The sequence below is a fragment of the Flagellimonas meridianipacifica genome, assembly GCF_003001695.1.
GTDB classification, from domain to species: Bacteria; Bacteroidota; Bacteroidia; order Flavobacteriales; family Flavobacteriaceae; genus Flagellimonas; species Flagellimonas meridianipacifica.
The window spans coordinates 898,666-919,923 of the sequence record NZ_PVYX01000002.1 but is presented as its reverse complement, the minus strand read 5'-3'; the positions used below and the strand labels follow the sequence as shown (position 1 = coordinate 919,923).

Annotated in this window: 24 protein-coding genes; 16 read left to right on the top strand and 8 right to left on the bottom strand. The window is 39.5% G+C overall.

Annotated features, from left to right (window positions below; genetic code table 11):
- Genes CLV81_RS14255 through CLV81_RS14245 form a run of 3 tightly spaced genes read right to left on the bottom strand, consistent with a single transcriptional unit; the run spans position 1 to position 1,929 of the window.
- The gene (locus tag CLV81_RS14255) at positions 1–582 is read right to left on the bottom strand and encodes an LOG family protein (RefSeq protein WP_106147569.1); all 582 of its coding nucleotides are present in this window, start codon (positions 580–582) and stop codon (positions 1–3) included.
- Positions 583–584: 2 nt separating this feature from the next.
- Entirely contained in the window at positions 585–1,439 is an 855-nt protein-coding gene (gene prmC, locus CLV81_RS14250; protein WP_106145768.1) for a peptide chain release factor N(5)-glutamine methyltransferase, read from the bottom strand.
- Positions 1,440–1,443: 4 nt separating this feature from the next.
- Positions 1,444–1,929: a GNAT family N-acetyltransferase gene (locus tag CLV81_RS14245; protein WP_106145767.1), complete on the bottom strand. Its 486-nt coding sequence runs from the start codon at positions 1,927–1,929 to the stop codon at positions 1,444–1,446.
- Positions 1,930–1,958: 29 nt separating this feature from the next.
- Between CLV81_RS14245 and ribD the strand changes: the two genes are divergently transcribed.
- The 4 genes from ribD to CLV81_RS14225 are packed head-to-tail and all read left to right on the top strand — an operon-like array spanning position 1,959 to position 5,085.
- On the top strand, positions 1,959–3,008 hold the full coding sequence (ribD, locus tag CLV81_RS14240; RefSeq protein ID WP_106147567.1) for a bifunctional diaminohydroxyphosphoribosylaminopyrimidine deaminase/5-amino-6-(5-phosphoribosylamino)uracil reductase RibD: 1,050 nt from the start codon (positions 1,959–1,961) through the stop codon (positions 3,006–3,008).
- Entirely contained in the window at positions 3,005–3,607 is a 603-nt protein-coding gene (locus CLV81_RS14235; RefSeq protein ID WP_106145766.1) for an HAD family hydrolase, read from the top strand. Before ribD ends, CLV81_RS14235 begins: the two co-directional genes overlap by 4 nt.
- Positions 3,608–4,471 (top strand): DMT family transporter, encoded by an 864-nt coding sequence (locus CLV81_RS14230; protein WP_106145765.1) that lies wholly within the window; start codon positions 3,608–3,610, stop codon positions 4,469–4,471. It begins immediately after the preceding gene.
- An 8-nt stretch (positions 4,472–4,479) separates the two neighbouring features.
- A complete protein-coding gene (locus CLV81_RS14225; protein ID WP_106145764.1) occupies positions 4,480–5,085 on the top strand; it encodes an IMPACT family protein in 606 nt (201 codons plus the stop codon).
- Here the strand turns inward: CLV81_RS14225 and CLV81_RS14220 are convergent.
- Positions 5,082–5,480, bottom strand: coding sequence for an acyl-CoA thioesterase (locus tag CLV81_RS14220; RefSeq protein WP_106145763.1), 399 nt, complete (start codon positions 5,478–5,480; stop codon positions 5,082–5,084). The genes CLV81_RS14225 and CLV81_RS14220 overlap by 4 nt on opposite strands.
- A 203-nt stretch (positions 5,481–5,683) precedes the next feature.
- Between CLV81_RS14220 and dnaA the strand changes: the two genes are divergently transcribed.
- Genes dnaA through CLV81_RS14205 form a run of 3 tightly spaced genes read left to right on the top strand, consistent with a single transcriptional unit; the run spans position 5,684 to position 8,313 of the window.
- Positions 5,684–7,108: a chromosomal replication initiator protein DnaA gene (dnaA, locus tag CLV81_RS14215; protein WP_106145762.1), complete on the top strand. Its 1,425-nt coding sequence runs from the start codon at positions 5,684–5,686 to the stop codon at positions 7,106–7,108.
- 16 nt (positions 7,109–7,124) lie between these two features.
- Complete coding sequence (locus CLV81_RS14210) at positions 7,125–7,577, top strand: low molecular weight protein-tyrosine-phosphatase (protein ID WP_106145761.1); 453 nt, start codon at positions 7,125–7,127, stop codon at positions 7,575–7,577.
- 1 nt (position 7,578) lies between these two features.
- A complete protein-coding gene (locus CLV81_RS14205) occupies positions 7,579–8,313 on the top strand; it encodes an SAM-dependent methyltransferase (protein ID WP_106145760.1) in 735 nt (244 codons plus the stop codon).
- Positions 8,314–8,371: 58 nt separating this feature from the next.
- Here the strand turns inward: CLV81_RS14205 and CLV81_RS14200 are convergent, their stop codons facing one another.
- The 4 genes from CLV81_RS14200 to dapF form a co-directional block, all read right to left on the bottom strand.
- The gene (locus CLV81_RS14200; protein WP_106145759.1) at positions 8,372–9,013 is read right to left on the bottom strand and encodes a lysozyme family protein; all 642 of its coding nucleotides are present in this window, start codon (positions 9,011–9,013) and stop codon (positions 8,372–8,374) included.
- Positions 9,014–9,172: 159 nt separating this feature from the next.
- Positions 9,173–10,216: an endolytic transglycosylase MltG gene (gene mltG, locus CLV81_RS14195; protein WP_106145758.1), complete on the bottom strand. Its 1,044-nt coding sequence runs from the start codon at positions 10,214–10,216 to the stop codon at positions 9,173–9,175.
- Complete coding sequence (locus CLV81_RS14190) at positions 10,206–10,739, bottom strand: GNAT family N-acetyltransferase (RefSeq protein WP_106145757.1); 534 nt, start codon at positions 10,737–10,739, stop codon at positions 10,206–10,208. Before CLV81_RS14190 ends, mltG begins: the two co-directional genes overlap by 11 nt.
- On the bottom strand, positions 10,733–11,506 hold the full coding sequence (gene dapF, locus CLV81_RS14185; RefSeq protein ID WP_106145756.1) for a diaminopimelate epimerase: 774 nt from the start codon (positions 11,504–11,506) through the stop codon (positions 10,733–10,735). Before dapF ends, CLV81_RS14190 begins: the two co-directional genes overlap by 7 nt.
- A 134-nt stretch (positions 11,507–11,640) precedes the next feature.
- Between dapF and CLV81_RS14180 the strand changes: the two genes are divergently transcribed.
- The 9 genes from CLV81_RS14180 (at position 11,641) to CLV81_RS14140 (ending at position 21,229) form a co-directional block, all read left to right on the top strand.
- Positions 11,641–13,035 (top strand): trypsin-like peptidase domain-containing protein, encoded by a 1,395-nt coding sequence (locus CLV81_RS14180; protein ID WP_106145755.1) that lies wholly within the window; start codon positions 11,641–11,643, stop codon positions 13,033–13,035.
- A 122-nt stretch (positions 13,036–13,157) separates the two neighbouring features.
- Positions 13,158–14,606, top strand: coding sequence for a glyceraldehyde-3-phosphate dehydrogenase (locus CLV81_RS14175; RefSeq protein WP_106145754.1), 1,449 nt, complete (start codon positions 13,158–13,160; stop codon positions 14,604–14,606).
- Between the two features lie 105 nt (positions 14,607–14,711).
- Complete coding sequence (locus CLV81_RS14170) at positions 14,712–15,314, top strand: tRNA (guanine-N1)-methyltransferase (RefSeq protein ID WP_106145753.1); 603 nt, start codon at positions 14,712–14,714, stop codon at positions 15,312–15,314.
- Positions 15,315–15,524: 210 nt separating this feature from the next.
- On the top strand, positions 15,525–15,980 hold the full coding sequence (locus CLV81_RS14165) for a GNAT family N-acetyltransferase (RefSeq protein ID WP_106145752.1): 456 nt from the start codon (positions 15,525–15,527) through the stop codon (positions 15,978–15,980).
- Between the two features lie 15 nt (positions 15,981–15,995).
- A complete protein-coding gene (gene trmD / locus CLV81_RS14160; RefSeq protein ID WP_106145751.1) occupies positions 15,996–16,670 on the top strand; it encodes a tRNA (guanosine(37)-N1)-methyltransferase TrmD in 675 nt (224 codons plus the stop codon).
- 1 nt (position 16,671) lies between these two features.
- Positions 16,672–17,001: a hypothetical protein gene (locus CLV81_RS14155; protein WP_106145750.1), complete on the top strand. Its 330-nt coding sequence runs from the start codon at positions 16,672–16,674 to the stop codon at positions 16,999–17,001.
- A gap of 104 nt (positions 17,002–17,105) precedes the next feature.
- Positions 17,106–17,456, top strand: a complete 351-nt coding sequence (gene rplS / locus CLV81_RS14150) for a 50S ribosomal protein L19 (protein WP_106145749.1) — start codon at positions 17,106–17,108, stop codon at positions 17,454–17,456.
- A gap of 648 nt (positions 17,457–18,104) precedes the next feature.
- On the top strand, positions 18,105–20,327 hold the full coding sequence (locus CLV81_RS14145) for an NADP-dependent isocitrate dehydrogenase (RefSeq protein WP_106145748.1): 2,223 nt from the start codon (positions 18,105–18,107) through the stop codon (positions 20,325–20,327).
- Between the two features lie 89 nt (positions 20,328–20,416).
- Positions 20,417–21,229, top strand: coding sequence for a DUF4249 family protein (locus tag CLV81_RS14140; protein WP_106145747.1), 813 nt, complete (start codon positions 20,417–20,419; stop codon positions 21,227–21,229).
- Positions 21,230–21,258 lie beyond the last annotated feature (29 nt).

The following is a 21,258-nucleotide window of genomic DNA, read 5'->3' as shown; positions in this document are numbered from 1 at the left end:
CTATGTTTGCTCTTTTTCAATCCATTTAGTTACACGCTTTGGACTATATGATTTCATTTGTTCCAACAGGTCTTGATATGATTCAGATTGTAAAATCATATCTCGGTTTTCGTGTTTTAAGAACCCTTCTGACACCATATTGTCTAAGAATTGGAACATATGGTCAAAAAAACCTTTGATATTCAACACTCCTATGGGTTTTTGATGAAGCCCCAACTGTGCCCAGGTAACTATCTCAAATAGTTCTTCCAAGGTGCCAAATCCTCCAGGAAGTGCGATAAATCCATCAGAAAGTTCGTGCATTTTTGTCTTTCTTTCGTGCATGGTTTCCACTACAATAAGTTCTGTTAGGTCTTCATGAAAAATCTCTTTCGATTTTAGGAAGGTTGGAATGACACCTATAACCCGACCCCCATTTTGTAAGGCTCCGTCTGCAATTCTACCCATCAACCCAACTTTTGCCCCACCATAGATCAAAGTGATGTTTTGAATGGCAAAGAATTTCCCGAGTTCAGCAGCCTGTTCTGCTACTTGCTCATTCAGTCCCAAACTACTACCACAAAAAACAGCAATACTTTCCATATTCAATTTTGCTTCCCTTTTAGCATTCTGTCGTTTCCAAAAAAATCTTTGCGCAGTTCAATTTCCAAAAAATTATGCGCTTCTAAAAGTGCCTTTGTCTCTTGTCCTAAATATTGATTGATTTCCAAATACAAAAAACCTCCTTTTTTTAAGTTCCTATTTGCAAAGAGCGCTATAGCTTCATAAAACAACAATGGGTTGTCGTCTGGGACGAACAGGGCTTCATCAGGTTCAAACTCTTTAACGTTATTTCGCATTTGAGCTTTTTCTTGGTGACGAACATAAGGTGGATTGGATACGATAATATCAAATTTAGGCTCAAGTTTTAAGTTCAAATCAAGAATACTATGTTGGTGAAACGTAACTTCCGTTTTGTTTTTCGTAGCATTTTCTTTCGCTATTTCAAGTGCCTCCACTGAAATATCGAGAGCATGCATTTCAAGGTTTGGAAGATGCTTTGCCAAAACAACCGCAATACAGCCGCTTCCCGTACCGACGTCTAGAATTTTGATATCTGATGTTTGATAATTTATGTCATCAAGTATCCATTGAACCAGTTCTTCAGTTTCCGGTCGAGGGATGAGAACATGTTGATTTACATAAAATTCCAAACCCATAAAATGTGCCTTCTTTAAAATGTATTGAATTGGCATTTCCCGTTTTAAGGTGGAAAGGGTTTCAAAAAGAGGTTGTTCCTCATCTTTAGTTAGGGCCAGTTCGGGTTGCAAAACCAATATAAAGCGCTCCAATCCCAGATAATGCTCTATGGAAAGATAAAAGAAGTTATCTATCTCTTCCTTAGGATAAAGCTGTCCCAATTCTTTATGAAAAATTGACTTAATTTCTGATAATAGCATTCTGCTAAAGGTATTTAATCATGAACACCGGGCAGGAGTAATGTCCAGTATCACCTAACCGGTCTTCAATAAACTGAAAACCAAACTTTTCATACAGATGGTGGGCCGCTTTCATGTAAGGCATCGTTTCCAGGTAACAAGCTTTAAATTCAAAATCCTTGGCTGAATCCAAACAAGTTTGCATTAACTGTTTGGCCACTCCTTGACCACGCGCCTTTTGAGCTACATACATTTTTTGGAGTTCACAAATATTTTCCTCCACGTTTTGCAGAGGAGCTATTCCGGCACAACCCAAAATCTCACCACTTTTTTCCGCAACAAAATAACTGGACCTAACCTTAGCATACTCATTGTACATGTCATCAAGAGCCTTATCCTCATAGGCAGTACCTACTTTTGGCACACCCATATCCAACAAAATAGAGCGGATAAGAAGCGCAATTTTTTCATTGTCACCTTGTTGTATTTTACGAATTGTAAGCTCCTCCATGGTGTAGTTTAATGTCCTATTTTTGCGTTGTGAAGATACATGAAAAATACATCCGCAGATGTATTCAATTGGGTGAAAACGGATTGGGCAACACAGCCCCAAACCCTATGGTAGGTAGTGTGATTGTTCATAATGAAACCATTATTGGAGAGGGTTTTACCAGTCCTTATGGTGGCCCCCATGCCGAAGTAAATGCGGTAGCATCCGTTTTAGATAAAACCCTGTTGTCCCAATCGACCCTATATGTTACTCTTGAACCCTGTTCCCATTATGGTAAAACTCCACCTTGTGTCAATCTAATCGTAGAACATAAGATTCCGAAGGTTGTTATTGGTATTCAGGACCCTAATGATAAAGTTGCAGGAAAAGGGATTCAAAAATTAAGAGATTCTGGTTGTGAGGTAATGGTTGGTGTTTTGGAAAAGGAATGCCGTAAGCATCATAGACGATTTCTAAGTCTTCAGGAGAAAAAACGACCCTATGTTATTTTAAAATGGGCCGAGACCAATGATGGGTTTATGGCACCAGCATCCTATTCTCGAAGTGGAAATCCTGAGCCTTATTGGATAACCAATACCAACTCCAGGCAGTTGGTGCATCAATGGAGAGGTGAGGAACATGCCATTTTAGTTGGGACACAAACAGTTTTGGAAGATAACCCAAAACTAACCGTTCGCCATTGGACTGGGATCAATCCCATTCGAGTAGTCTTGGATAGAACCTTGAGAATTCCAGACCATTTCAACATATTGAATTCGGAAGCTAAAACCATAGTTTTTACGGAAATTGAAGATGATTCCAGATATGTCAAAGGAATTGAATATGAAATCATTGATTTTTCAAAAAACATGGTCCGTCAGATTTGTGATGTTCTTCAAAAGCATTCCATAACCAGCGTACTAGTGGAAGGCGGGGCCAAAACCCTACAGTCCTTTATTGATGACAGTATTTGGGATGAAGCCAGAATTTTCCAAGGAGATGGGAATTTTGGAGAAGGACTGCACGCTCCAAGAATTAAAGGAACACCAATAGCAAAGAAAAATATATTTTCAGACTCTTTAACCCTACTCGTTCCATGATTAAAAACATTATTCTGGACTTTGGTGACATTTTCATCAACTTAGACAAAGCGGCCACGGCCAAAGCCATAGAACCTTATGGTTTTAAGCAACTCACTCCAGGCTTGGATTCTTTATTTAAAGATTACGAAAAAGGAAGTGTTTCATCCAAGGAATTTCTATCGACGGTATCTACACATTTTCCATCCGCTACGCAAACAGAATTGATAAATGCCTGGAATGCCATTCTTTTGGATTTTCCCATACATCGTTTGGAATTTGTGGAACAATTAGCTAGTGATAACGCCTACAGATTGTTTTTGTTGAGCAACACCAATGACATTCATATCGAGTTTGTAAAACAGCAAATGGGCATGGAAAATTATAATCGGTTTAAGAATGCCTTTGAGGTATTTTATCTTTCCTATGAGATGGGAATGCGTAAACCTGATACTGAAATTTTTCAGTTCGTCCTTGACCAAAATAATTTAAAGGCTTCGGAAACCCTATTTGTGGATGATACCAAAGAAAACACGGATGCCGCGGCCAGTCTTGGTATAGTTTCTTGGAATCTTCAAGTGGGTGAAGAGGATATTACCCAACTCAAATCCCGTTTGTAAATGTTGGCTCTGATTCTTAGTGTGCTTTGCTCTACGCTAATTCTTGTGATATTTAAATTATACGCTACCTACGGCGTGCAGACCTTGTATGCCATTATCGTGAACTATATTACAGCTTGTAGTGCCGGCTTACTCTTTTACACCGGTTCAGTTACCGTTGGTGATATCTTAGAAAAACCATGGGTCTGGGGCACAGTGGCTCTAGGCGTTTTCTTTATACTAGTTTTCAACATTATTGCCAAGACTTCCCAAGTTGCCGGGGTTTCCGTTGCCTCAGTGGCCACAAAAATGTCTTTGGTCATACCTGTTATCTTCGGAGTCTTTCTTTATAAGGAGGAGCTCTCCATGATTCAAATTATTGGTATTCTTTTGGCACTGGCCGCAGTCTATTTTTCTTCTGTGAAAGAAAGTTCTAGACAAATTTCAAAAAAAGTCTTACTACTTCCCTTATTAGCCTTTTTGGGGTCTGGTCTAATTGATGCCTTTATCAAATATTTTGAAGAAATCCATCTAACCGATGAGGAACTTCCTATTTTTTCAGCAGTTGTTTTTGGAGCGGCTGCTCTAACTGGATTGGTTTTTATTGGGATTAATGCTTTTAAAAAACCACTGAAAATCAACACTAAAAATGTATTGGGAGGGATTACCTTGGGAATACCCAATTATTTTTCCATTTTCTTTTTGGTAAAAGCGCTACAGCACGAAAAATTCACCAGTGCCGCAATTTTTACCATAAACAATGTGGCAATTGTAATGCTCTCCACATTGGTAGGTGTTTGGTTCTTTAAGGAATCCATGTCATTCAAGAATTGGGGAGGCATTGTATTGGCCGTATTGAGTATAGTGTTGGTCGCCTTGTTTTAAAAGTTGGTATGGAGGATACATTTAAAACAATATCAAAACCTTCTCAAGAAGTTCTCCATAAAGACAGAAAGAGTAAATTCTTTGGGTATGCTTTTCCACTCTCCAAAGAAGACGAGGTAAAATCTATTTTAGATACTCTTAGAAAAAAACATCCCACGGCAAATCATGTGTGCTATGCCTGGCAATTGGGTGTTGAATCGGTTAAATACAGAGCCAATGATGACGGCGAACCCAATAACTCGGCGGGAATGCCCATTTATGGACAAATTCAATCGTTTGGGGTGACCAATGTATTGGTCGCGGTAGTTCGAATCTTTGGTGGGGTTAAGTTAGGAGTTGGAGGACTCATACAAGCGTATCGCGAAGGAGCTCGACTGGCTTTGGAAACTTCTGAAATTGTGGAAAGGGTGGAATATGCCAAAATCGACTTGATTTTTGAATATCCGGGCATGAATAAAGTCATGCGTATTTTGAAACAGCACCAAATCCACATTCTTTCACAAAAAATGGAACTTAACTGTGAACTGAAAATCTCAGTCCAAAAAAGCAAGGCAGACAAAATGATTGAAATCTTTCAAGAGGTTCAAGGGATAACCGTGAATAAACCCAACTAATCTTCCAACTTCTCTAAAATGTACTTTGGACATCTGGTAGGTTTTCCAGTTTCCATATTCATAAAAACCAAAACTGTATTCCCCTTCACCAATAGCTCTTTCTTTTCATTGAATATTTGATAGTCAAACTCAATTTTTACAGTTGGTGTTTTGACCAGATTGGTTTCGACCGTAAGCAGGTCATCATAGTATGCGGATTTTTTATATTCCAGTTGTAAGGAAATTACAGGTAACATGATTCCATTTTCCTCCATGCTCCTATAACTGATACCTAGAGCTCTTAACCACTCCACTCTACCCATTTCCAAGTATTGTGCATAGTTCCCATGATAAACCACTCCCATTTGGTCTGTTTCCCCGTAACGTACCCGAAAAGAAAATGAATTTAGTCGCATATATTAAGCGAAAAATTTTATATTTAGAGGCTTGGTTAACATTGAGGAAACATGCGAAAAAAAAACAAAACTTTCAACTGGAATTTGATTTTTTTTTTAAAAAGATTGTTCACATATTTGTCGCATCCAACGAGCATCTTTAAACCCTAGATGCTCTTAGCAAATTAGAAATTTAGCTAACCAACAAACAAGGAAAAACTTTTATGAGTGTTACTGCAAATTCCGTATGGAACAAATGTTTGGCTTTTATCAAGGATAATATCCAACCGCAGGCATTCAAAACATGGTTTGAACCTATTAAGCCTATCAGGTTAACAGATAATGCACTGAGCATTCAGGTACCCAGTAAGTTTTTCTATGAATGGCTTGAAGAACATTATGTGAAGCTTCTTAAAGTTGCGCTTACCAAAGAATTGGGAAAAAATGCCAAACTCATCTACATTATAAAGATGGAAAATAAATATGGCAATAAGGAACCTTTCACTGAGCAGATTCCAAGTTCAAATAGAACAGCCATGGCACCTCAGGAACTGGATGTGCCCATAACTTCCAAAAGTCCTGAATTAAAAAATCCATTTGTCATTCCAGGTATTCGAAATATCAAAATTGAGTCACAGCTCAACCCAAGCTACAATTTTGAAAATTTCTTGGAAGGCGATTCCAATAGATTGGCACGTTCCGCGGGTATGGCAGTTGCCAATAAACCTGGTGGTACGTCCTTTAACCCACTTTTGGTTTTTGGGGGTGTTGGTTTGGGAAAAACACACTTGGCCCATGCCATTGGGGTCGAAATAAAAGATAAGTATCCTGAAAAAACGGTTCTCTACATTTCGGCAGAGAAATTCACTCAACAATATATTGAGTCCGTAAAAAAGAATACGCGGAACGATTTCATCCATTTTTATCAGTTGATAGACGTATTGATTATTGATGACGTTCAGTTCCTTTCTGGAAAATCTGGAACACAGGATGTATTCTTCCATATTTTCAATCATTTGCACCAAAACGGGAAACAAGTTATTCTCACATCGGACAAGGCACCAGTAGATATGCAGGATATTGAGCAACGCTTGTTGTCACGTTTTAAATGGGGACTTTCAGCAGAATTGCAAAGTCCAGACTACGAAACTCGAGTTTCCATACTAAAAAACAAGCTTTATCGTGATGGTGTGGAGATGCCAGAGGAAATTGTGGACCATGTTGCTAAAAATATCAAGACCAACATCCGTGAGTTGGAAGGAGCCATTATTTCTTTGATTGCACAATCTTCCTTTAATAAACGAGAGGTTACCTTGGAATTGGCCCAGCAAGTGGTGGAAAAGTTTGTAAAAAACACCAAACGGGAAGTTTCCATTGACTATATCCAAAAAGTAGTATCGGACTATTTTGAAATGGATGTGGCCACGCTTCAGTCCAAAACCCGTAAACGACATATTGTTCAGGCGCGACAATTGGCCATGTTCTTTGCAAAAAAGTTCACTAAAGCTTCCTTAGCCAGTATCGGTTCTCAAATTGGGAAGCGAGATCATGCTACAGTGCTACACGCCTGTAAAACCGTGGATAATCTTGCCGAAACCGACAAACAATTCAGAAAATATATTGAGGACTTGAACAAAAAGTTCTCCTAATTCACTTCTCCAATTCATGAAAACCAAGGTCCTAATGGTCTGCCTCGGAAACATTTGCAGGTCACCATTGGCCGAAGGCATTCTAGCATCCAAAGTAGATAATGAAAAAGTATTTGTGGATTCGGCCGGAACCGCTGGATATCATGTTGGACATCCACCAGACCCCCGTTCAATTGCTGTTGCCAAAACCCATGGTCTAGATATTGGCCATCAAAGATGTCGAAAATTTTCTGTTGTTGATTTTGATGAGTTTGACCACATTTACGTTATGGATAAAAGCAATTTTTCTAACGTTCTTGGTTTGGCCACTGCGGAGCATCAAGCAAAAAAGGTAAAGTTGCTTTTGAGTGAATTGAAAAGTGGTCCCCAAGAAGTCCCAGACCCATACTACGGAGGTGATGATGGTTTTGAGAAAGTGTATCAGCTCATAGAGTCAGCTTGCGAAGAAATCATAAAAAAACTTGATTGAAATGGAGGAAAACAAGCCCAGTCCGAGTTTGGTCGCCGGGAAGGTCTATTTAATACCTACCACCTTGGGGGACAATGCTCCTTTGGAAGTGCTGCCCATTTCCATCAAAAGGACCATTGAAAATATAGACTACTATATTGTTGAGAATGAAAAAACCGCTCGAAGGTTCATCAAAAAGGTAAGCCCAGGAAAATCCCAAGGAGATATAGAAATAGAGACTATCAATAAATACACGGACCCCGCTGTTATCCCTTCATTTTTAGACCCTTGTATTCATGGGGATGATGTAGGTGTGTTATCTGAAGCAGGTTGTCCCGGAATTGCCGACCCAGGTGCGGATGTAGTGCGAATCGCACACGAGAAACGAATTCAAGTGGTTCCGCTGGTAGGACCATCCTCTATTTTGATGGCAATGATGTCAAGTGGTATGAATGGGCAAAACTTTGCATTTAATGGATATCTGCCCATTGAAGTCCCGGAACGCAAAGCCATGATAAAAAGACTGGAACGCCTTTCTCGAGAAACAGGGCAATCCCAAATATTTATGGAAACTCCCTATAGGAATGACAAACTGTTATCGGAACTTACCAAAACCCTTCAAAAAAGTACACGGCTTTGCATAGCTACGGATATTACCTTACCCACGGAATTTATCCAAACAAAAAGTGTTCATGAATGGAAGGAATTGACGATAGATTTGAACAAAAGACCCACCATTTTCATTATTCAGGCATAAAAAAACCCGGAATCAAAATTGAAACCGGGTTATCTCTATTTGTAAGAACGCTTTTGTTTTAAACTTTCGCGTTACGTTTTTGATGAATCTCTGAAACATCATAACCTCCAAATCTCTTCATGTAATAGGAAATTGTAGTTCCATAAGCGTCGGCAACATCCTTTTTACCATAGGACCTCAGGTACTTTTTCACATTACCTGCGCCCGCTAAGTGAGCTGCTGCTATGATACCCGATTCCGTTATTTCGATGCCACGGATGCGCTTACCATTAAACCGCTTAATGTCCCTTCTCAAAATCCATTTGTTCCGGGCCACATTTACTTCAAAAACCCTTTCCTGAAGTGAGGCGTTATTCAAAAAATCGTCGGTGTCATATACACCCATCAATTTCAAAGTGCTTCGTCCAAATTGGTACTTTCCAAGATATCCCAAAGTATTAACTACTTGGTAGCGTCCTTGAGACTCTTTAAAAGCCAAGGCTTCTTTGAAGCCGTTGTACGATTTGCCCAAAAAGGGCGGAGCAATAGCAGTTTCCCTTATCGAATCAAATTCGCTGGAAACCGTAGGTTCAGTTTCTAGTGTCACTCGGAGGTTGTCAGGAACTTTGGGGAATTCCTTCTTGGTTACCGAGTACGAGCCGAAACTCGTTAAAATGACAATCATGGCAAGATGCAAAATAAAACTAATCCATCTTTTCATAATTTACATATTTAAGATTTCAATGCTTAACGCACCGAAATTTTATTTTGGCCGGCAAATATAGTGGGAGACTTTTTGTTAACAAGGTTAAAGCTCCTAATATTTTCATAAATCGGCCCTAAATAACGTTAAATCGTTGAAAATTAACGGTGAAGAGTACTAGCGGTAGGTTTTTTGGGCATTTAGCCAACGAATGTATTGAGCCTTATTCCGGTTGTGTTGCGCTAAAGTTTCGGCGAACTTATGGTATCCAAAGTTCGAAACATCGGCAACAAAGAAGAGATAGTCATGTTTTTCACGATTCAAGACCGCATCAATGGAAGAAATATCTGGCATAGCAATAGGTCCAGGGGGTATACCTTTATATTTATAGGTATTGTAAGGGGAGTTAATTTCTAAATCCCGATATAAGACACGCTTGATAATTGTATCATAATTTCCTGTTTCCTTTTTTATGGCATAGATAACGGTAGGGTCTGCCTGTAGCAGAATTCCCTTTTCAATACGATTCAGGTATACTCCTGCCACCCTGGGTCGTTCATCCACCTTGGCTGTTTCTTTTTGAACTATGGAAGCTAAGGAAATAACTTGTAAGGGGGTTAGTTTCTGGGAATTGGCCTTATCAACACGGTCCTTGTTCCAAAACTTTTGATATTCCGCCAACATTCTATCCCGGAAGCCTTCCGCCGAGGTATTCCAGAAAAACTCATACGTATTTGGAAGATACATGGCTAACTTGGTGTCGTCCGAAAACCCATTTTCGTTTAAAAATGCTGAATTGTTGAAAGTATTGTACAATTGAACGCTGTCTGCCTCCAATTGCACACTTATTCTTCCTGCTAAAGAAGCAAGAGATTCTTGGTTATTGAAAGAAACACGTACCGGAGTATTATTGCTTCTTAGGGAATTGATAATCTCATTGTTGTTCATTCCTGGTGTCAATGGGAATTTTCCTCCTTTAATATTATCCAAATACCCTTTGCGCTTTGCCACTGCTTCGAAAGAAGTTATATCCTTCAATAGAGGTTCCAATTGCTGAGTCACCTCAGAGAATGTAGCATCCGTGGGAATGAAAACATAAGCCGTTTCATTATTGAACTGGGTATTAGGGCTGAAAATGGCAGAGTAAATTTGATAAACAACAAAACCACAGATAACCAAGCCAAGAATGGCTACTGCCCAAAGTATTTTTTTAATGTACATAAGGATTCAATTTTTGGTACATGATTTCATTTTTAAAGCCTTCACGTGTTCGTACCCATCCTTTTTTAGTTCCAATGACTTCAAACCCGAGCTTGGTGAATAGATTGATACTCCTTTTGTTATCCTCCAAGATGTTGGCGTAAATCTGATGCAGATGGAGCGTTGAAAAAGCATACTCACAAAAAAGCGAAATAGCTTCTGCCCCAATCCCCTTGTTTCTATTTTCTGGATTTGAAATGACAATGCCTATACCGGCTCTTGCATTTTTTGGGTCAAAATCAAACAAATCAATCAAACCCAAACAAACATCATCTGCATCACATATGCACAACCTCAACTGCTTCACCTCATAAATATCCAGATGGGCGTTTTCTAGGTAAGACTGTAGAACCTTTTTCGAATATGGTTTGGTAGTACCACTGATTTCCCAGATGGAGGTGTCGTTTTCCAGCTGATAGAGAAAATCGAGGTCCGAAGGCTCAAGCGCCCTAAGTTTAATTCGGGTTCCCTTCAAGTTTACCATTCCACTTCTCCTTTAAATACCTGTTTTGCGGGACCTTTTAGAAAAATATTGGAGTAAGACCCATTTTGCGTATCAAAACTCACCGTCAATTTTCCTCCGGGCATATTTATAAATACCGTATTCGATTCTGTTTTCCCCATTTTGTGCATCGCAATGGCAACAGCGGTCACCCCAGTCCCACATGAGAGGGTCTCATCCTCAACACCACGTTCATATGTGCGGGCATTAAAGGCACCATCCTTTGATTCTGAAACGAAGTTGATATTACTTCCCGTTTTGCCATACATACCATATCTGAGTTTGGCTCCTACCCTTTTAACATCAACCTCTTCCAAATCCTCCACAATCTGTACATGATGCGGCGACCCTGTATCCAAAAAACTGTAGGTAGGTTTTTCCTTTACCTCATCAACATTCCCCATCTTAAGATTGACGATATCTCCGTCAATGGAAGCATAGTGCAAACCATCAATAGCGTTAAAAGAGGTTTCTTTATCAATCATGCCCAAAAAGTGCGCAAAAGCCACGGCACAACGCCCACCATTGCCACAAAGGCTCTGGCTTCCATCTGAATTATAGTATACCATTATGAAATCGGACAATTTGTCATTTTCCAAAAGGATAAGACCATCAGCCCCTATACCAAATCTCCTATCGCAAAGTTGGCTTATAAGCTTGGTATTGTTTTTGGGGAAAATGTCTTGACGATTGTCTATCATGACAAAGTCATTACCGGTTCCTTGATATTTATAAAATTCGGCCTTCATACTTGCGTTCAAAAGAACAAATATAGGGCATTTCTTTAGGGAAATTTTTGTAGTTAAAAGGGAGTTAAACCGGTCAACTCAAAAGTGAATTAATTTAATTTTGTTAAAGCCAAATGTTAAATATTTATTGAATTATGAAGAAAATTGCAGGTTTATTTTTGGTTTCCCTATTTGCAGGAGCAATTACTTTAGGGACGTACATAATATTTTTTGAAAAAGACACGTATAAAATAGTTGAGAACACACAAGGGACCCCTTTTATCAGTACAAGTAGTTTAAGTACCTCACCTAAAGGTGCAGGAATAAATGAAGTTGATTTTACCCTTGCGGCAGAAAAAACGGTGAACTCGGTGGTACACGTAAAAAACTTGACCATTAGCAAGGGCTCCGGGAACAGTCTCTCCGATTTTTTCTACGGATTTGAAAGAAAGCAGACTCCCCAAATAGGAACGGGTTCTGGAGTAATCATCTCTCCTGACGGTTTTATCGTAACCAACAATCATGTTATTGCCAACGCAAGTCAACTTGAGGTTACCCTGAACAACAAGAAAACATATGAGGCCAAAGTAATTGGAGCCGATAAAGACTCCGATATTGCTTTGCTAAAAATCAACGCTGATGAAGCTCTGCCCTATCTTGCCTTTGGTGATTCTGATAATGCCAAGGTGGGCGAATGGGTGCTTGCTGTGGGAAATCCGTTTAGCTTGACCTCTACCGTTACTGCGGGAATTGTAAGTGCAAAAGCACGTTCTTTGGGAAGAGGACAGTCGTTTATCCAAACCGATGCAGCCGTCAATCCAGGAAACAGTGGAGGCGCACTTGTAAACACTAATGGAGATTTGATTGGTATCAACACTGCAATAACCTCACAAACAGGTTCTTATGTTGGCTACGCTTTTGCGGTACCCAGTAATATTGCTAAAAAAGTGATTGAGGATTTAATGGAGTTTGGTAACGTACAAAGAGGTCTTTTGGGTATTAGAGGAGGTGATTTGAATACTGAAATCGCAACTGAATTGGGCCTCGAAGAAATTGAAGGCGTGTATATTTCCGAAATAACAGAAGAATCTGGTGCTTCTGAAGCTGGATTAAAAGAAGGAGATGTCATTAAAAAAGTTGATAACATTTTGGTGCGCAAGTTTTCTGAACTGACTGGGTATATTTCTTCCAAAAGACCAGGGGATGTTATAGAAGTTATGGTGGATAGAAATGGGCAACGGCTTACCAAAAGTGTGCGACTAAAAAAGCAAGAGATTATTACACTGCCCGTGACCTATTTTACGGTTAAGAACCTTTCCAAAGAAGATGTAAAAGAATTTGGTGTGAAGGAGGGTGTAAAAATAATTGATGTCCCCGAAGGTTACAGCAGATATGACTTAAGGGACAAAGTTATCACCGAGGTGGATGGTAAGGAAATAACAAATATCGATGATGCCAAAGAAGTATTCAGTGAAATATCCAGATATGGACGAACCAGTTTCACCATGATAAACAAAAATGGTGAAAAAGAACGTTTGATTTTGCAATAGGCATTAAAAAAATACAAATAAAAAGACACCCTTTTTTGGGTGTTTTTTTATGGAAAAAAGGTTTCACGAAAACGTTTGAAATATCTAATTTTGCCGAAAATTTCTAAATACACAACCTAAAGATGAGCGACATCCGTTCCTACGAAAAAGAACTTGCCTTTCAGGCCGATAGAAGAAAAGCTACAACAGAATTCATTAAAATCATCAGCGACCTTTGGTATGACAAAGCCATAGAGGTCGTACTTTTCAAAAATCAGATTATTGACAAGAATGTAAGTGACATCATTAATCTGCATGAATATGCTGGAGAATTTGTACAAAAACCCATATCCATTTTTGATTCGGTTGAAATCTTAAGAGCCATAAATGATATTAACCTCCCTCCTGCCAAGTTGGATATTGGAAAACTGACTTACGAATATCACTCTGATGAAAACACACATCTTAACGTAAAGGCATTTGTACTTGATAAATTAAAGGATGCTCAAGCTTCCAAGGAGATTAAGCCCAAAGATGTAGTTTTATATGGTTTTGGAAGAATCGGGCGTTTAGTGGCTAGGGAGCTCATGACCAAAACGGGCCGTGGTAGTCAGCTTCGGTTAAGGGCGGTTGTGGTTAGAGGTGCTTTGTCAGAGGAAGTTCTTGAAAAAAGAGCTGCTTTGCTTAAGACAGACTCAGTGCACGGTCAGTTTATGGGAACGGTGGATGTGGATGCTGAAAACGAAGCCCTTATCATAAATGGGACCACGGTGAAGTTTATTAGTGCAGATACCCCTGAAAGCATAGATTATACCAAATACAGTATCTACAACGCCTTGATTATTGATAATACGGGAGCATTTAGAGATATGGCCGCTTTGTCAAGACATTTGGAAGCCAAAGGCGCTGGAAGAGTCTTGCTCACGGCTCCGGGAAAAGAGGTACCCAACATAGTTCATGGGGTCAACCAAAAGGAATTTGATCCTGATAAAACGAAAATCTATTCCGCAGCTTCTTGCACTACCAATGCCATTACCCCCATATTAAAGGTCATCGAGGATTCTTTGGGCATCAAAAAAGGGCATATTGAAACCATCCATGCCTATACTAATGATCAAAACCTTGTGGACAACATGCACAAGAAATATCGAAGAGGGCGTGCTGCCGCGCTTAACATGGTCATTACCGAAACAGGAGCTGGAGCTGCCGTGGCAAAAGCTTTGCCTGGATTAAAGGGTAAGCTTACGTCAAATGCAATTCGAGTGCCGGTACCCAACGGCTCATTGGCTATTTTGAATCTGGAGGTAAAAACCAAAACTTCAATTGACAGCGTAAACACCATTCTTAAAAAATACGCCTTGGAGGGAGATTTAGTGGAACAGATTAAGTATTCCTTGAGCAATGAATTGGTTTCTTCAGATATCGTGGGAGCCTCCGCACCTTCTATTTATGACAGTAAGGCTACCTTGGTCTCTGCAGATGGTAAAAGCTTGGTTCTCTATATCTGGTACGACAACGAATATGGGTATTCGCATCAAGTAATCAGGTTGGCGAAGTACATTTCTAAGGTAAGAAGGTATACGTATTACTAAACATTCTTTAGGGGTTAGGAAAAAAAGGCCTAACTGTTTTTTGATTTTTGGTTTATTACCGTAAATTCGCCCTACCCTCAATCTAAATTAACTTATAAACACACCATGAAGCGTTCTTGTTTGTTCATAACCACCCTTTTACTTTTTAGTTTTATTACAATCAATGCACAGCAATCCGATTCTACTGAAGAGAGTCAGAGTCTTGTTTCCCAATTTCAAGCTTTGGAAAAGAAGTCAGGAAATTATAGTGCAAACGGAATTCGCTACGAGGTCGTCCGGTTAACTGATTTGAACAGAATTAAAAAAAGCATCTTCGATTCCATCAATACAGCCAATGCTTCAATAAGACAACTCACTTCAACCATAGAGGGAAATACAAGTGAAATTGATGGGTTAAATGCCAAGCTCCAAGAAACTACAAGTAATTTGACCCAAGTGACCAACGAAAAAGATAGCATTTCATTCTTTGGAGCTCTTTTGAGCAAGGGAACTTATAAAGGTATTGTATGGGGCATTATCGCAATTCTGACATTGCTCCTTTTCTTGTTCGTATATAAGTTCAGAAACAGCAATTTTCTAACACAACAAGCTAAGAGTGCTTTGGCCGAATTGGAAAAGGAATATGAAGACCACAGGCGAAAAGCACTGGAACGGGAACAAAAGGTAAGTAGGAGACTGCAGGATGAGCTCAATAAGCAAAAGAAATAGTGAAAAGCTTCCTTCGGGAAGCTTTTTTGTTTGACCTCCCCAATCAAATCATCCAAACAGAGTTAATCCAGTTCACTTCCCAAAATATTTCATAGACCACAATTAACTATTTAACGGAACTTTTTAGAAAGGACAAACTCAAAACTTCACCGAAAGGTAAAACCGGTTCTGATGATGAATGCAGAATGGTGAATTGACTACATTTGCCCCATGGAGATAAAAACCGCAAGCCAGAAGGATTTAGAAAGTATAGTACCCTTATTTGATGCATATCGTATCTTTTATGGACAACCCTCTGACTTGGAAGCTGCCCGAACCTTTTTAAATGAACGTTTTGGTCGGAATGAAAATAAATTGTTTTTAGCCCAAAGCAAAGGAGAACCGCTAGGGTTCACCCAACTCTACAAGACATTTTCATCAGTTTCCCTAATGCCATTCTACATACTTAATGATTTGTATGTGGCTTCCAATCATAGAAACAAAGGGGTTGGTAAAGCCCTACTTGAGCATGCCCAATTATTTTGTAAAAAAGAAGGTTTTAAAGGATTGGCTTTGGAAACTGCATTGGACAATCCAGCACAAAAATTGTATGAAACCTTGGAATGGGAACTTGATAAATCCTACTTACACTATTTTTGGACCAATCCAAACCCATCGGGCGTTTAACATTTCCATTCCATTATGAGGATAGATATCATTACCGTATTACCCGAGCTATTGAAAAGTCCATTTGAAGCTTCCATTCTAAAAAGGGCGATTGACAAAGGCATTGTGGAAGTCCATCTTCACAACTTAAGGGACTATGGACAGGGTAACTACAAACAAGTGGATGATTATCAATTTGGCGGTGGGGCAGGTATGGTTTTGATGATTGAACCCATTGATAGATGCATTTCCATGCTAACGGAGCAAAGGGATTATGATGAGATTATCTACTTGACCCCAGATGGCGACACACTGAACCAAGGCATAGCCAATCAGCTTTCGCTGAAACAGAACGTAATCATGCTTTGCGGTCATTATAAAGGAGTGGACCAGCGTGTTAGGGATAAGTTTGTTACAAGAGAAATCTCAGTTGGCGACTACGTACTTTCTGGTGGTGAATTGGGGGCAGCCATTCTTTGCGATGCAGTAATACGCTTAATTCCAGGTGTATTGAATGACGAAACTTCTGCATTGACCGATACTTTCCAGGACAATCTTTTAGCTCCGCCCGTGTACACTAGACCTGCCGAGTACAAGGGAATGGAAGTACCTAAAATTTTGCTTAGTGGAAACACGCCCAAAATAGACGAGTGGAGAGAAGAGCAAGCGTTGCAAAAAACCCAAGAAAAAAGACCCGATTTATTGAAATGATATGAAAGATTATGAAATTCTATATCTGACCGGTGGAGTAATCAGTACAATTCTTCAACTAGTGGTCATTGTTGCGACAGGAATATTGTTGTTTAAAAAAAGAAGTCTGGCCGCGGGTCTTATGTTTATAGGCAGCCTACTTACTGTGCTCTTCTACGGATTTTCACTTTTTGGGAGCACTTTGGTAGCTAGACAGGGGGCTGAGGATTTAGTCAAATTCAATGCTATCTTTAGTATTGTCAATCAAATTCCACATATGCTGTTCGCGATAGGACTCTTACTTTTCATAATCGGATACGTAAAAAAAGGGAACGATTCCAAAAACATTTGATTTTCACTTGGGTATTCCTAAGAAAATGGTACTTTTGCACTCTCAAAATCAACCTCTGACGAAAGGCGTGAAAGTTGACTTTGTTAAATCACAAAAAAAGACCCATGGAATCTTTAGTAAAATTTATTGAAGACGAGTTTATCCAAAAAAAGGATTTTCCAGATTTCTCTTCTGGAGACACCATCACTGTTTATTATGAAATTAAGGAAGGTGAAAAAACTCGTACACAGTTCTTTAAAGGAGTTGTGATTCAGAGAAGAGGAACCGGTGCCACCGAAACATTTACCATTAGAAAAATGTCAGGAACCGTTGGCGTGGAACGTATTTTCCCAATCAACATGCCAGCTCTTCAAAGAATTGAAGTGAATAAGAAAGGAAAAGTACGTCGCTCCAGAATTTTCTATTTCAGAGGATTGACCGGTAAAAAAGCACGTATCAAAGAAATCAGGGGATAGAAAATTCTCCATGTTACCTAATTGTAAAGGGCGCTCGAAAGGGTGCCCTTTTCTTATGAACAATTGTTAATAACCATGGTTTATATATTGTTGATTTTTAAACGGTTATAAAATTTGGATTTTTCAACCTTTATGATAATTTAGTCAAAGAAATATGAAGGAGAGTTAATCAAATTCTTATTTCTTTTTAAAGTCTGACGTTCTTTAAAATTTGTTGTTTCTCTTTTAAATTAGTAACACTACTGATCTCAAAAAGAATTTCGAATTGTGATACGCTTTGGCTGGTCGCAAAGAGAAAATAAATAGATTTTATGTGCGGAAGGAATGCAAATTCTTTCTTGATAGAATCTTGGAGCAACAGACAAACTCTTTAGATGTTGTTTAGTTGAAAAATTAAAGGCATTTAGTGTTGAGTAAACGTCAAAGGGGGCAAAGGATGCAATCAATGGTTGCAAATTTGCGGAAACGTAAGTTTAAAGTCTAATGGCCCTTTTCAGAAAGCCATATCTATGTTCTACATAGATATGGCTTTTGTTTGTTTTGCACCTTCCTTATTTTCTTAGAATTATTTTAACTCCGACTACGTATCCAATAGTCATAAAATAGCCATAACATTGTATATTTGCACCCTCGAATAATTACACCTATATGGCCAATATTTTTTATACCAAAACAGACGAAGCTCCTGCTTTGGCAACCTTATCCTTCCTACCCATTGTAAAAGCATTCACACAAACAGCCGATATAACTATTGAAACCAAAGATATTTCTCTGGCTGGCAGAATTTTAGCCGTTTTTCCTGATTTTTTGAAAGAAGAACAGAGAATTACGGATGATTTGTCCGTTCTTGGTGAATTGGCCAAAACGCCAGAGGCCAATATTATTAAACTTCCAAACATAAGCGCTTCCATTCCACAGCTTAAAGAGGCCATAGAGGAACTACAAAGCAAGGGGTTTGCCCTTCCGGACTACCCCGACAACCCGAAGAATGACCAAGAAAAGGAAGTAAAATCCAGATACGATAAAATAAAGGGTAGCGCAGTAAACCCGGTACTACGGGAAGGAAATTCGGATAGAAGGGCTCCAAAAGCCGTAAAGAACTATGCCAAAAAAAACCCACACTCCATGGGTGCATGGTCTACAGACTCCAAGACCCATGTCGCAACGATGACCCATGGGGATTTTAGAAACAATGAGAAATCTTTGACTCTTCAACATGCCCAAGATGTGAGAATTGAGTTGGTGGGCGATAATGGAGAGAAGACAATTCTTAAAGAAAAGGTATCCCTTCAAAAAGGTGAAATAATCGACGCCACGGTGATGAGCAAAAAGGCTTTGGTAGATTTCCTTAAAACAGAAGTCCAAGATGCCAAAAGTAAAGGTTTATTACTTTCCCTTCATTTCAAGGCCACTATGATGAAGGTATCAGACCCCATCATTTTTGGTCATGCCCTGGAGACCTATTTTTCAGAAGTCTTTTCAAAACATGCAGACACGTTCAAAACCTTAGGTGTAAATCCAAATAACGGTTTGGAAACACTTTTTGAAAAACTACAGGAATTACCTGAAAACAAACGTAAGGAGATAGAAAAGTCCATTTCGGACGCCATCGAAAACGGTCCGGATTTGGCCATGGTGAATTCAGATAAGGGAATAACCAATCTTCACGTACCTAGTGACGTGATTATTGATGCTTCCATGCCTGCCATGATTCGAAATTCTGGAAAAATGTGGGATAAAGACGGAAAACTTCAGGACACTAAGGCAGTTATTCCCGATAGTAGCTATTCTGGAATTTATCAGGCCACTATTGATTTTTGTAAAGAGCACGGAGCATTTGACCCGACTACAATGGGAACCGTACCTAACGTAGGACTGATGGCCCAAAAGGCTGAGGAATATGGTTCGCACGATAAAACCTTTGAAATCCCATCCTCAGGAAAAGTACGAGTAGTACATGATTCTACTGACGAAATCCTTTTAGAGCATGGTGTCGATGAAGGTGATATTTGGAGAATGTGCCAAGTAAAGGATGCCCCGATTAAGGACTGGGTAAAATTAGCAGTTGGTAGAGCTCGTGCCACACAAACGCCTGCTGTTTTTTGGTTAGATCAAGAAAGAGCTCATGATGCTCAACTAATAGAAAAAGTAAATACCTATCTAAGGGAACACGATACGGAAGGATTGGATATTCATATTCTTTCACCTATTGAAGCGACCAAGTTCACGCTGGCGCGAATAAAAGATGGGAAAGACACGATTTCTGTTTCTGGAAATGTGCTTCGGGATTATTTGACGGACCTATTCCCTATCCTTGAAGTTGGAACCAGTGCCAAAATGCTCTCAATTGTTCCGTTGATGAACGGAGGAGGTTTGTTTGAGACTGGTGCAGGAGGTTCAGCACCCAAACACGTAGAACAATTCTTGGAAGAAGGCCATTTGAGATGGGATTCCTTGGGCGAGTTCCTAGCTCTGGGAGTATCCTTGGAGCACTTCGCCGAGAAGAACGGGAATAAGAAAGCTTTGATTCTTTCAGAAACTTTGGACAATGCTACTGAAAAATTTCTGGAAAACGATAAATCACCTTCCCGAAAGGTGAACGAGCGTGATACCCGTGGTAGTCATTTTTATCTTTGTCTATATTGGGCAGAAGAATTGGCAAATCAGGACAAAGACGAGGAATTGAAGCAAATTTTCGGCAATGTCTTTAACCAACTTGATTCCAACCAAGATGTCATTGACAAAGAGCTTATTGAATCACAAGGCTCCTCAATGGACATTGGTGGATACTATTTGCCAGAACCGGAATTGGCATCAAAAGCAATGCGACCTAGTAACACCTTCAACGGCATTTTGGAATCCTTGTCCTAGATTCATCCTTTAAGGATTAAGAAACTGTTAAACCGTGTTTTTTCCGAGTATGATTGTCTATTTTAGACCTTCATAAAATTGCACGTTTAATGCGTAAAGTCTCGCTTTTCATTGCGACCGCACTACTCTTTTTTTCCTGTGAGGATGTAATTGATGTCGAATTACCCACTTCCGAACCCAGACTGGTTGTTGATGCACTCATTGGATTCAACGCGAGCAACGGAGACCCGATAACGGTTGGAGAGGTAAGACTTACCTTGACGGCTCCATTTTTTGATGATGAAGTACCCCCGGCGGAAAATGCTTCGGTTACCATAACCGATGAACAAACCGGAGAGGTTTTTCCACTCACCGAGAGTGAGCCTGGCGTTTTCTCCACAGGATTCCCAACATTGCAGTTTGACAGAGACTATACCTTGACTATTTTATACGATGGTGAAACATATTCCGCGGTTGAAAGACTAAATTCATCTCCTACCATTGACAATGTCGTTCAAGGTGATGGTTTTCTTTTTGACGAAGAAGAAGAAACGGAAGTAATTATTACATTTACCGACATTTCAGGTGAGCGTAACAACTATCTGTTTTCCTTTGGGTTTGATAATTTTTTGGTGATTGAAGATGAGTTTTTTCAGGATAGCGAAATTACATTCTCATATTTCTATGAAGATGTTGAGCCAGGTGACCTACTGCCTATTACACTTTTTGGCATTGATAAAGAGTTTGCTACCTACGCTGAACTTGTACTCACTCAATCTGGTGAAAATGGCGGGGGGCCATTTGCAACTCCCCCAGCTACGATAAAAGGAAATATAGTCAATACCACAAATAGTGATAGGTTCCCATTTGGATATTTTGCTATCAGTGAATTCGATGCTCGATTTATTACCGTTACCGAATAAAATGAATCTAGGAAAACGTCTATCCATTA

What these genes read in the sequence shown, in the direction of transcription:
- CLV81_RS14255 (WP_106147569.1), bottom strand. Translation starts at nt 582, where the DNA reads ATGGAAAGTATTGCTGTTTTTTGTGGTAGTAGTTTGGGACTGAATGAG.
- prmC (WP_106145768.1), bottom strand. Translation starts at nt 1,439, where the DNA reads ATGCTATTATCAGAAATTAAGTCAATTTTTCATAAAGAATTGGGACAG.
- CLV81_RS14245 (WP_106145767.1), bottom strand. Translation starts at nt 1,929, where the DNA reads ATGGAGGAGCTTACAATTCGTAAAATACAACAAGGTGACAATGAAAAA.
- CLV81_RS14235 (WP_106145766.1), top strand. Translation starts at nt 3,005, where the DNA reads ATGATTAAAAACATTATTCTGGACTTTGGTGACATTTTCATCAACTTA.
- CLV81_RS14230 (WP_106145765.1), top strand. Translation starts at nt 3,608, where the DNA reads ATGTTGGCTCTGATTCTTAGTGTGCTTTGCTCTACGCTAATTCTTGTG.
- CLV81_RS14225 (WP_106145764.1), top strand. Translation starts at nt 4,480, where the DNA reads ATGGAGGATACATTTAAAACAATATCAAAACCTTCTCAAGAAGTTCTC.
- CLV81_RS14220 (WP_106145763.1), bottom strand. Translation starts at nt 5,480, where the DNA reads ATGCGACTAAATTCATTTTCTTTTCGGGTACGTTACGGGGAAACAGAC.
- dnaA (WP_106145762.1), top strand. Translation starts at nt 5,684, where the DNA reads ATGAGTGTTACTGCAAATTCCGTATGGAACAAATGTTTGGCTTTTATC.
- CLV81_RS14210 (WP_106145761.1), top strand. Translation starts at nt 7,125, where the DNA reads ATGAAAACCAAGGTCCTAATGGTCTGCCTCGGAAACATTTGCAGGTCA.
- CLV81_RS14205 (WP_106145760.1), top strand. Translation starts at nt 7,579, where the DNA reads ATGGAGGAAAACAAGCCCAGTCCGAGTTTGGTCGCCGGGAAGGTCTAT.
- CLV81_RS14200 (WP_106145759.1), bottom strand. Translation starts at nt 9,013, where the DNA reads ATGAAAAGATGGATTAGTTTTATTTTGCATCTTGCCATGATTGTCATT.
- mltG (WP_106145758.1), bottom strand. Translation starts at nt 10,216, where the DNA reads ATGTACATTAAAAAAATACTTTGGGCAGTAGCCATTCTTGGCTTGGTT.
- CLV81_RS14190 (WP_106145757.1), bottom strand. Translation starts at nt 10,739, where the DNA reads ATGGTAAACTTGAAGGGAACCCGAATTAAACTTAGGGCGCTTGAGCCT.
- dapF (WP_106145756.1), bottom strand. Translation starts at nt 11,506, where the DNA reads ATGAAGGCCGAATTTTATAAATATCAAGGAACCGGTAATGACTTTGTC.
- CLV81_RS14180 (WP_106145755.1), top strand. Translation starts at nt 11,641, where the DNA reads ATGAAGAAAATTGCAGGTTTATTTTTGGTTTCCCTATTTGCAGGAGCA.
- CLV81_RS14175 (WP_106145754.1), top strand. Translation starts at nt 13,158, where the DNA reads ATGAGCGACATCCGTTCCTACGAAAAAGAACTTGCCTTTCAGGCCGAT.
- CLV81_RS14170 (WP_106145753.1), top strand. Translation starts at nt 14,712, where the DNA reads ATGAAGCGTTCTTGTTTGTTCATAACCACCCTTTTACTTTTTAGTTTT.
- CLV81_RS14165 (WP_106145752.1), top strand. Translation starts at nt 15,525, where the DNA reads ATGGAGATAAAAACCGCAAGCCAGAAGGATTTAGAAAGTATAGTACCC.
- trmD (WP_106145751.1), top strand. Translation starts at nt 15,996, where the DNA reads ATGAGGATAGATATCATTACCGTATTACCCGAGCTATTGAAAAGTCCA.
- CLV81_RS14155 (WP_106145750.1), top strand. Translation starts at nt 16,672, where the DNA reads ATGAAAGATTATGAAATTCTATATCTGACCGGTGGAGTAATCAGTACA.
- rplS (WP_106145749.1), top strand. Translation starts at nt 17,106, where the DNA reads ATGGAATCTTTAGTAAAATTTATTGAAGACGAGTTTATCCAAAAAAAG.
- CLV81_RS14145 (WP_106145748.1), top strand. Translation starts at nt 18,105, where the DNA reads ATGGCCAATATTTTTTATACCAAAACAGACGAAGCTCCTGCTTTGGCA.
- CLV81_RS14140 (WP_106145747.1), top strand. Translation starts at nt 20,417, where the DNA reads ATGCGTAAAGTCTCGCTTTTCATTGCGACCGCACTACTCTTTTTTTCC.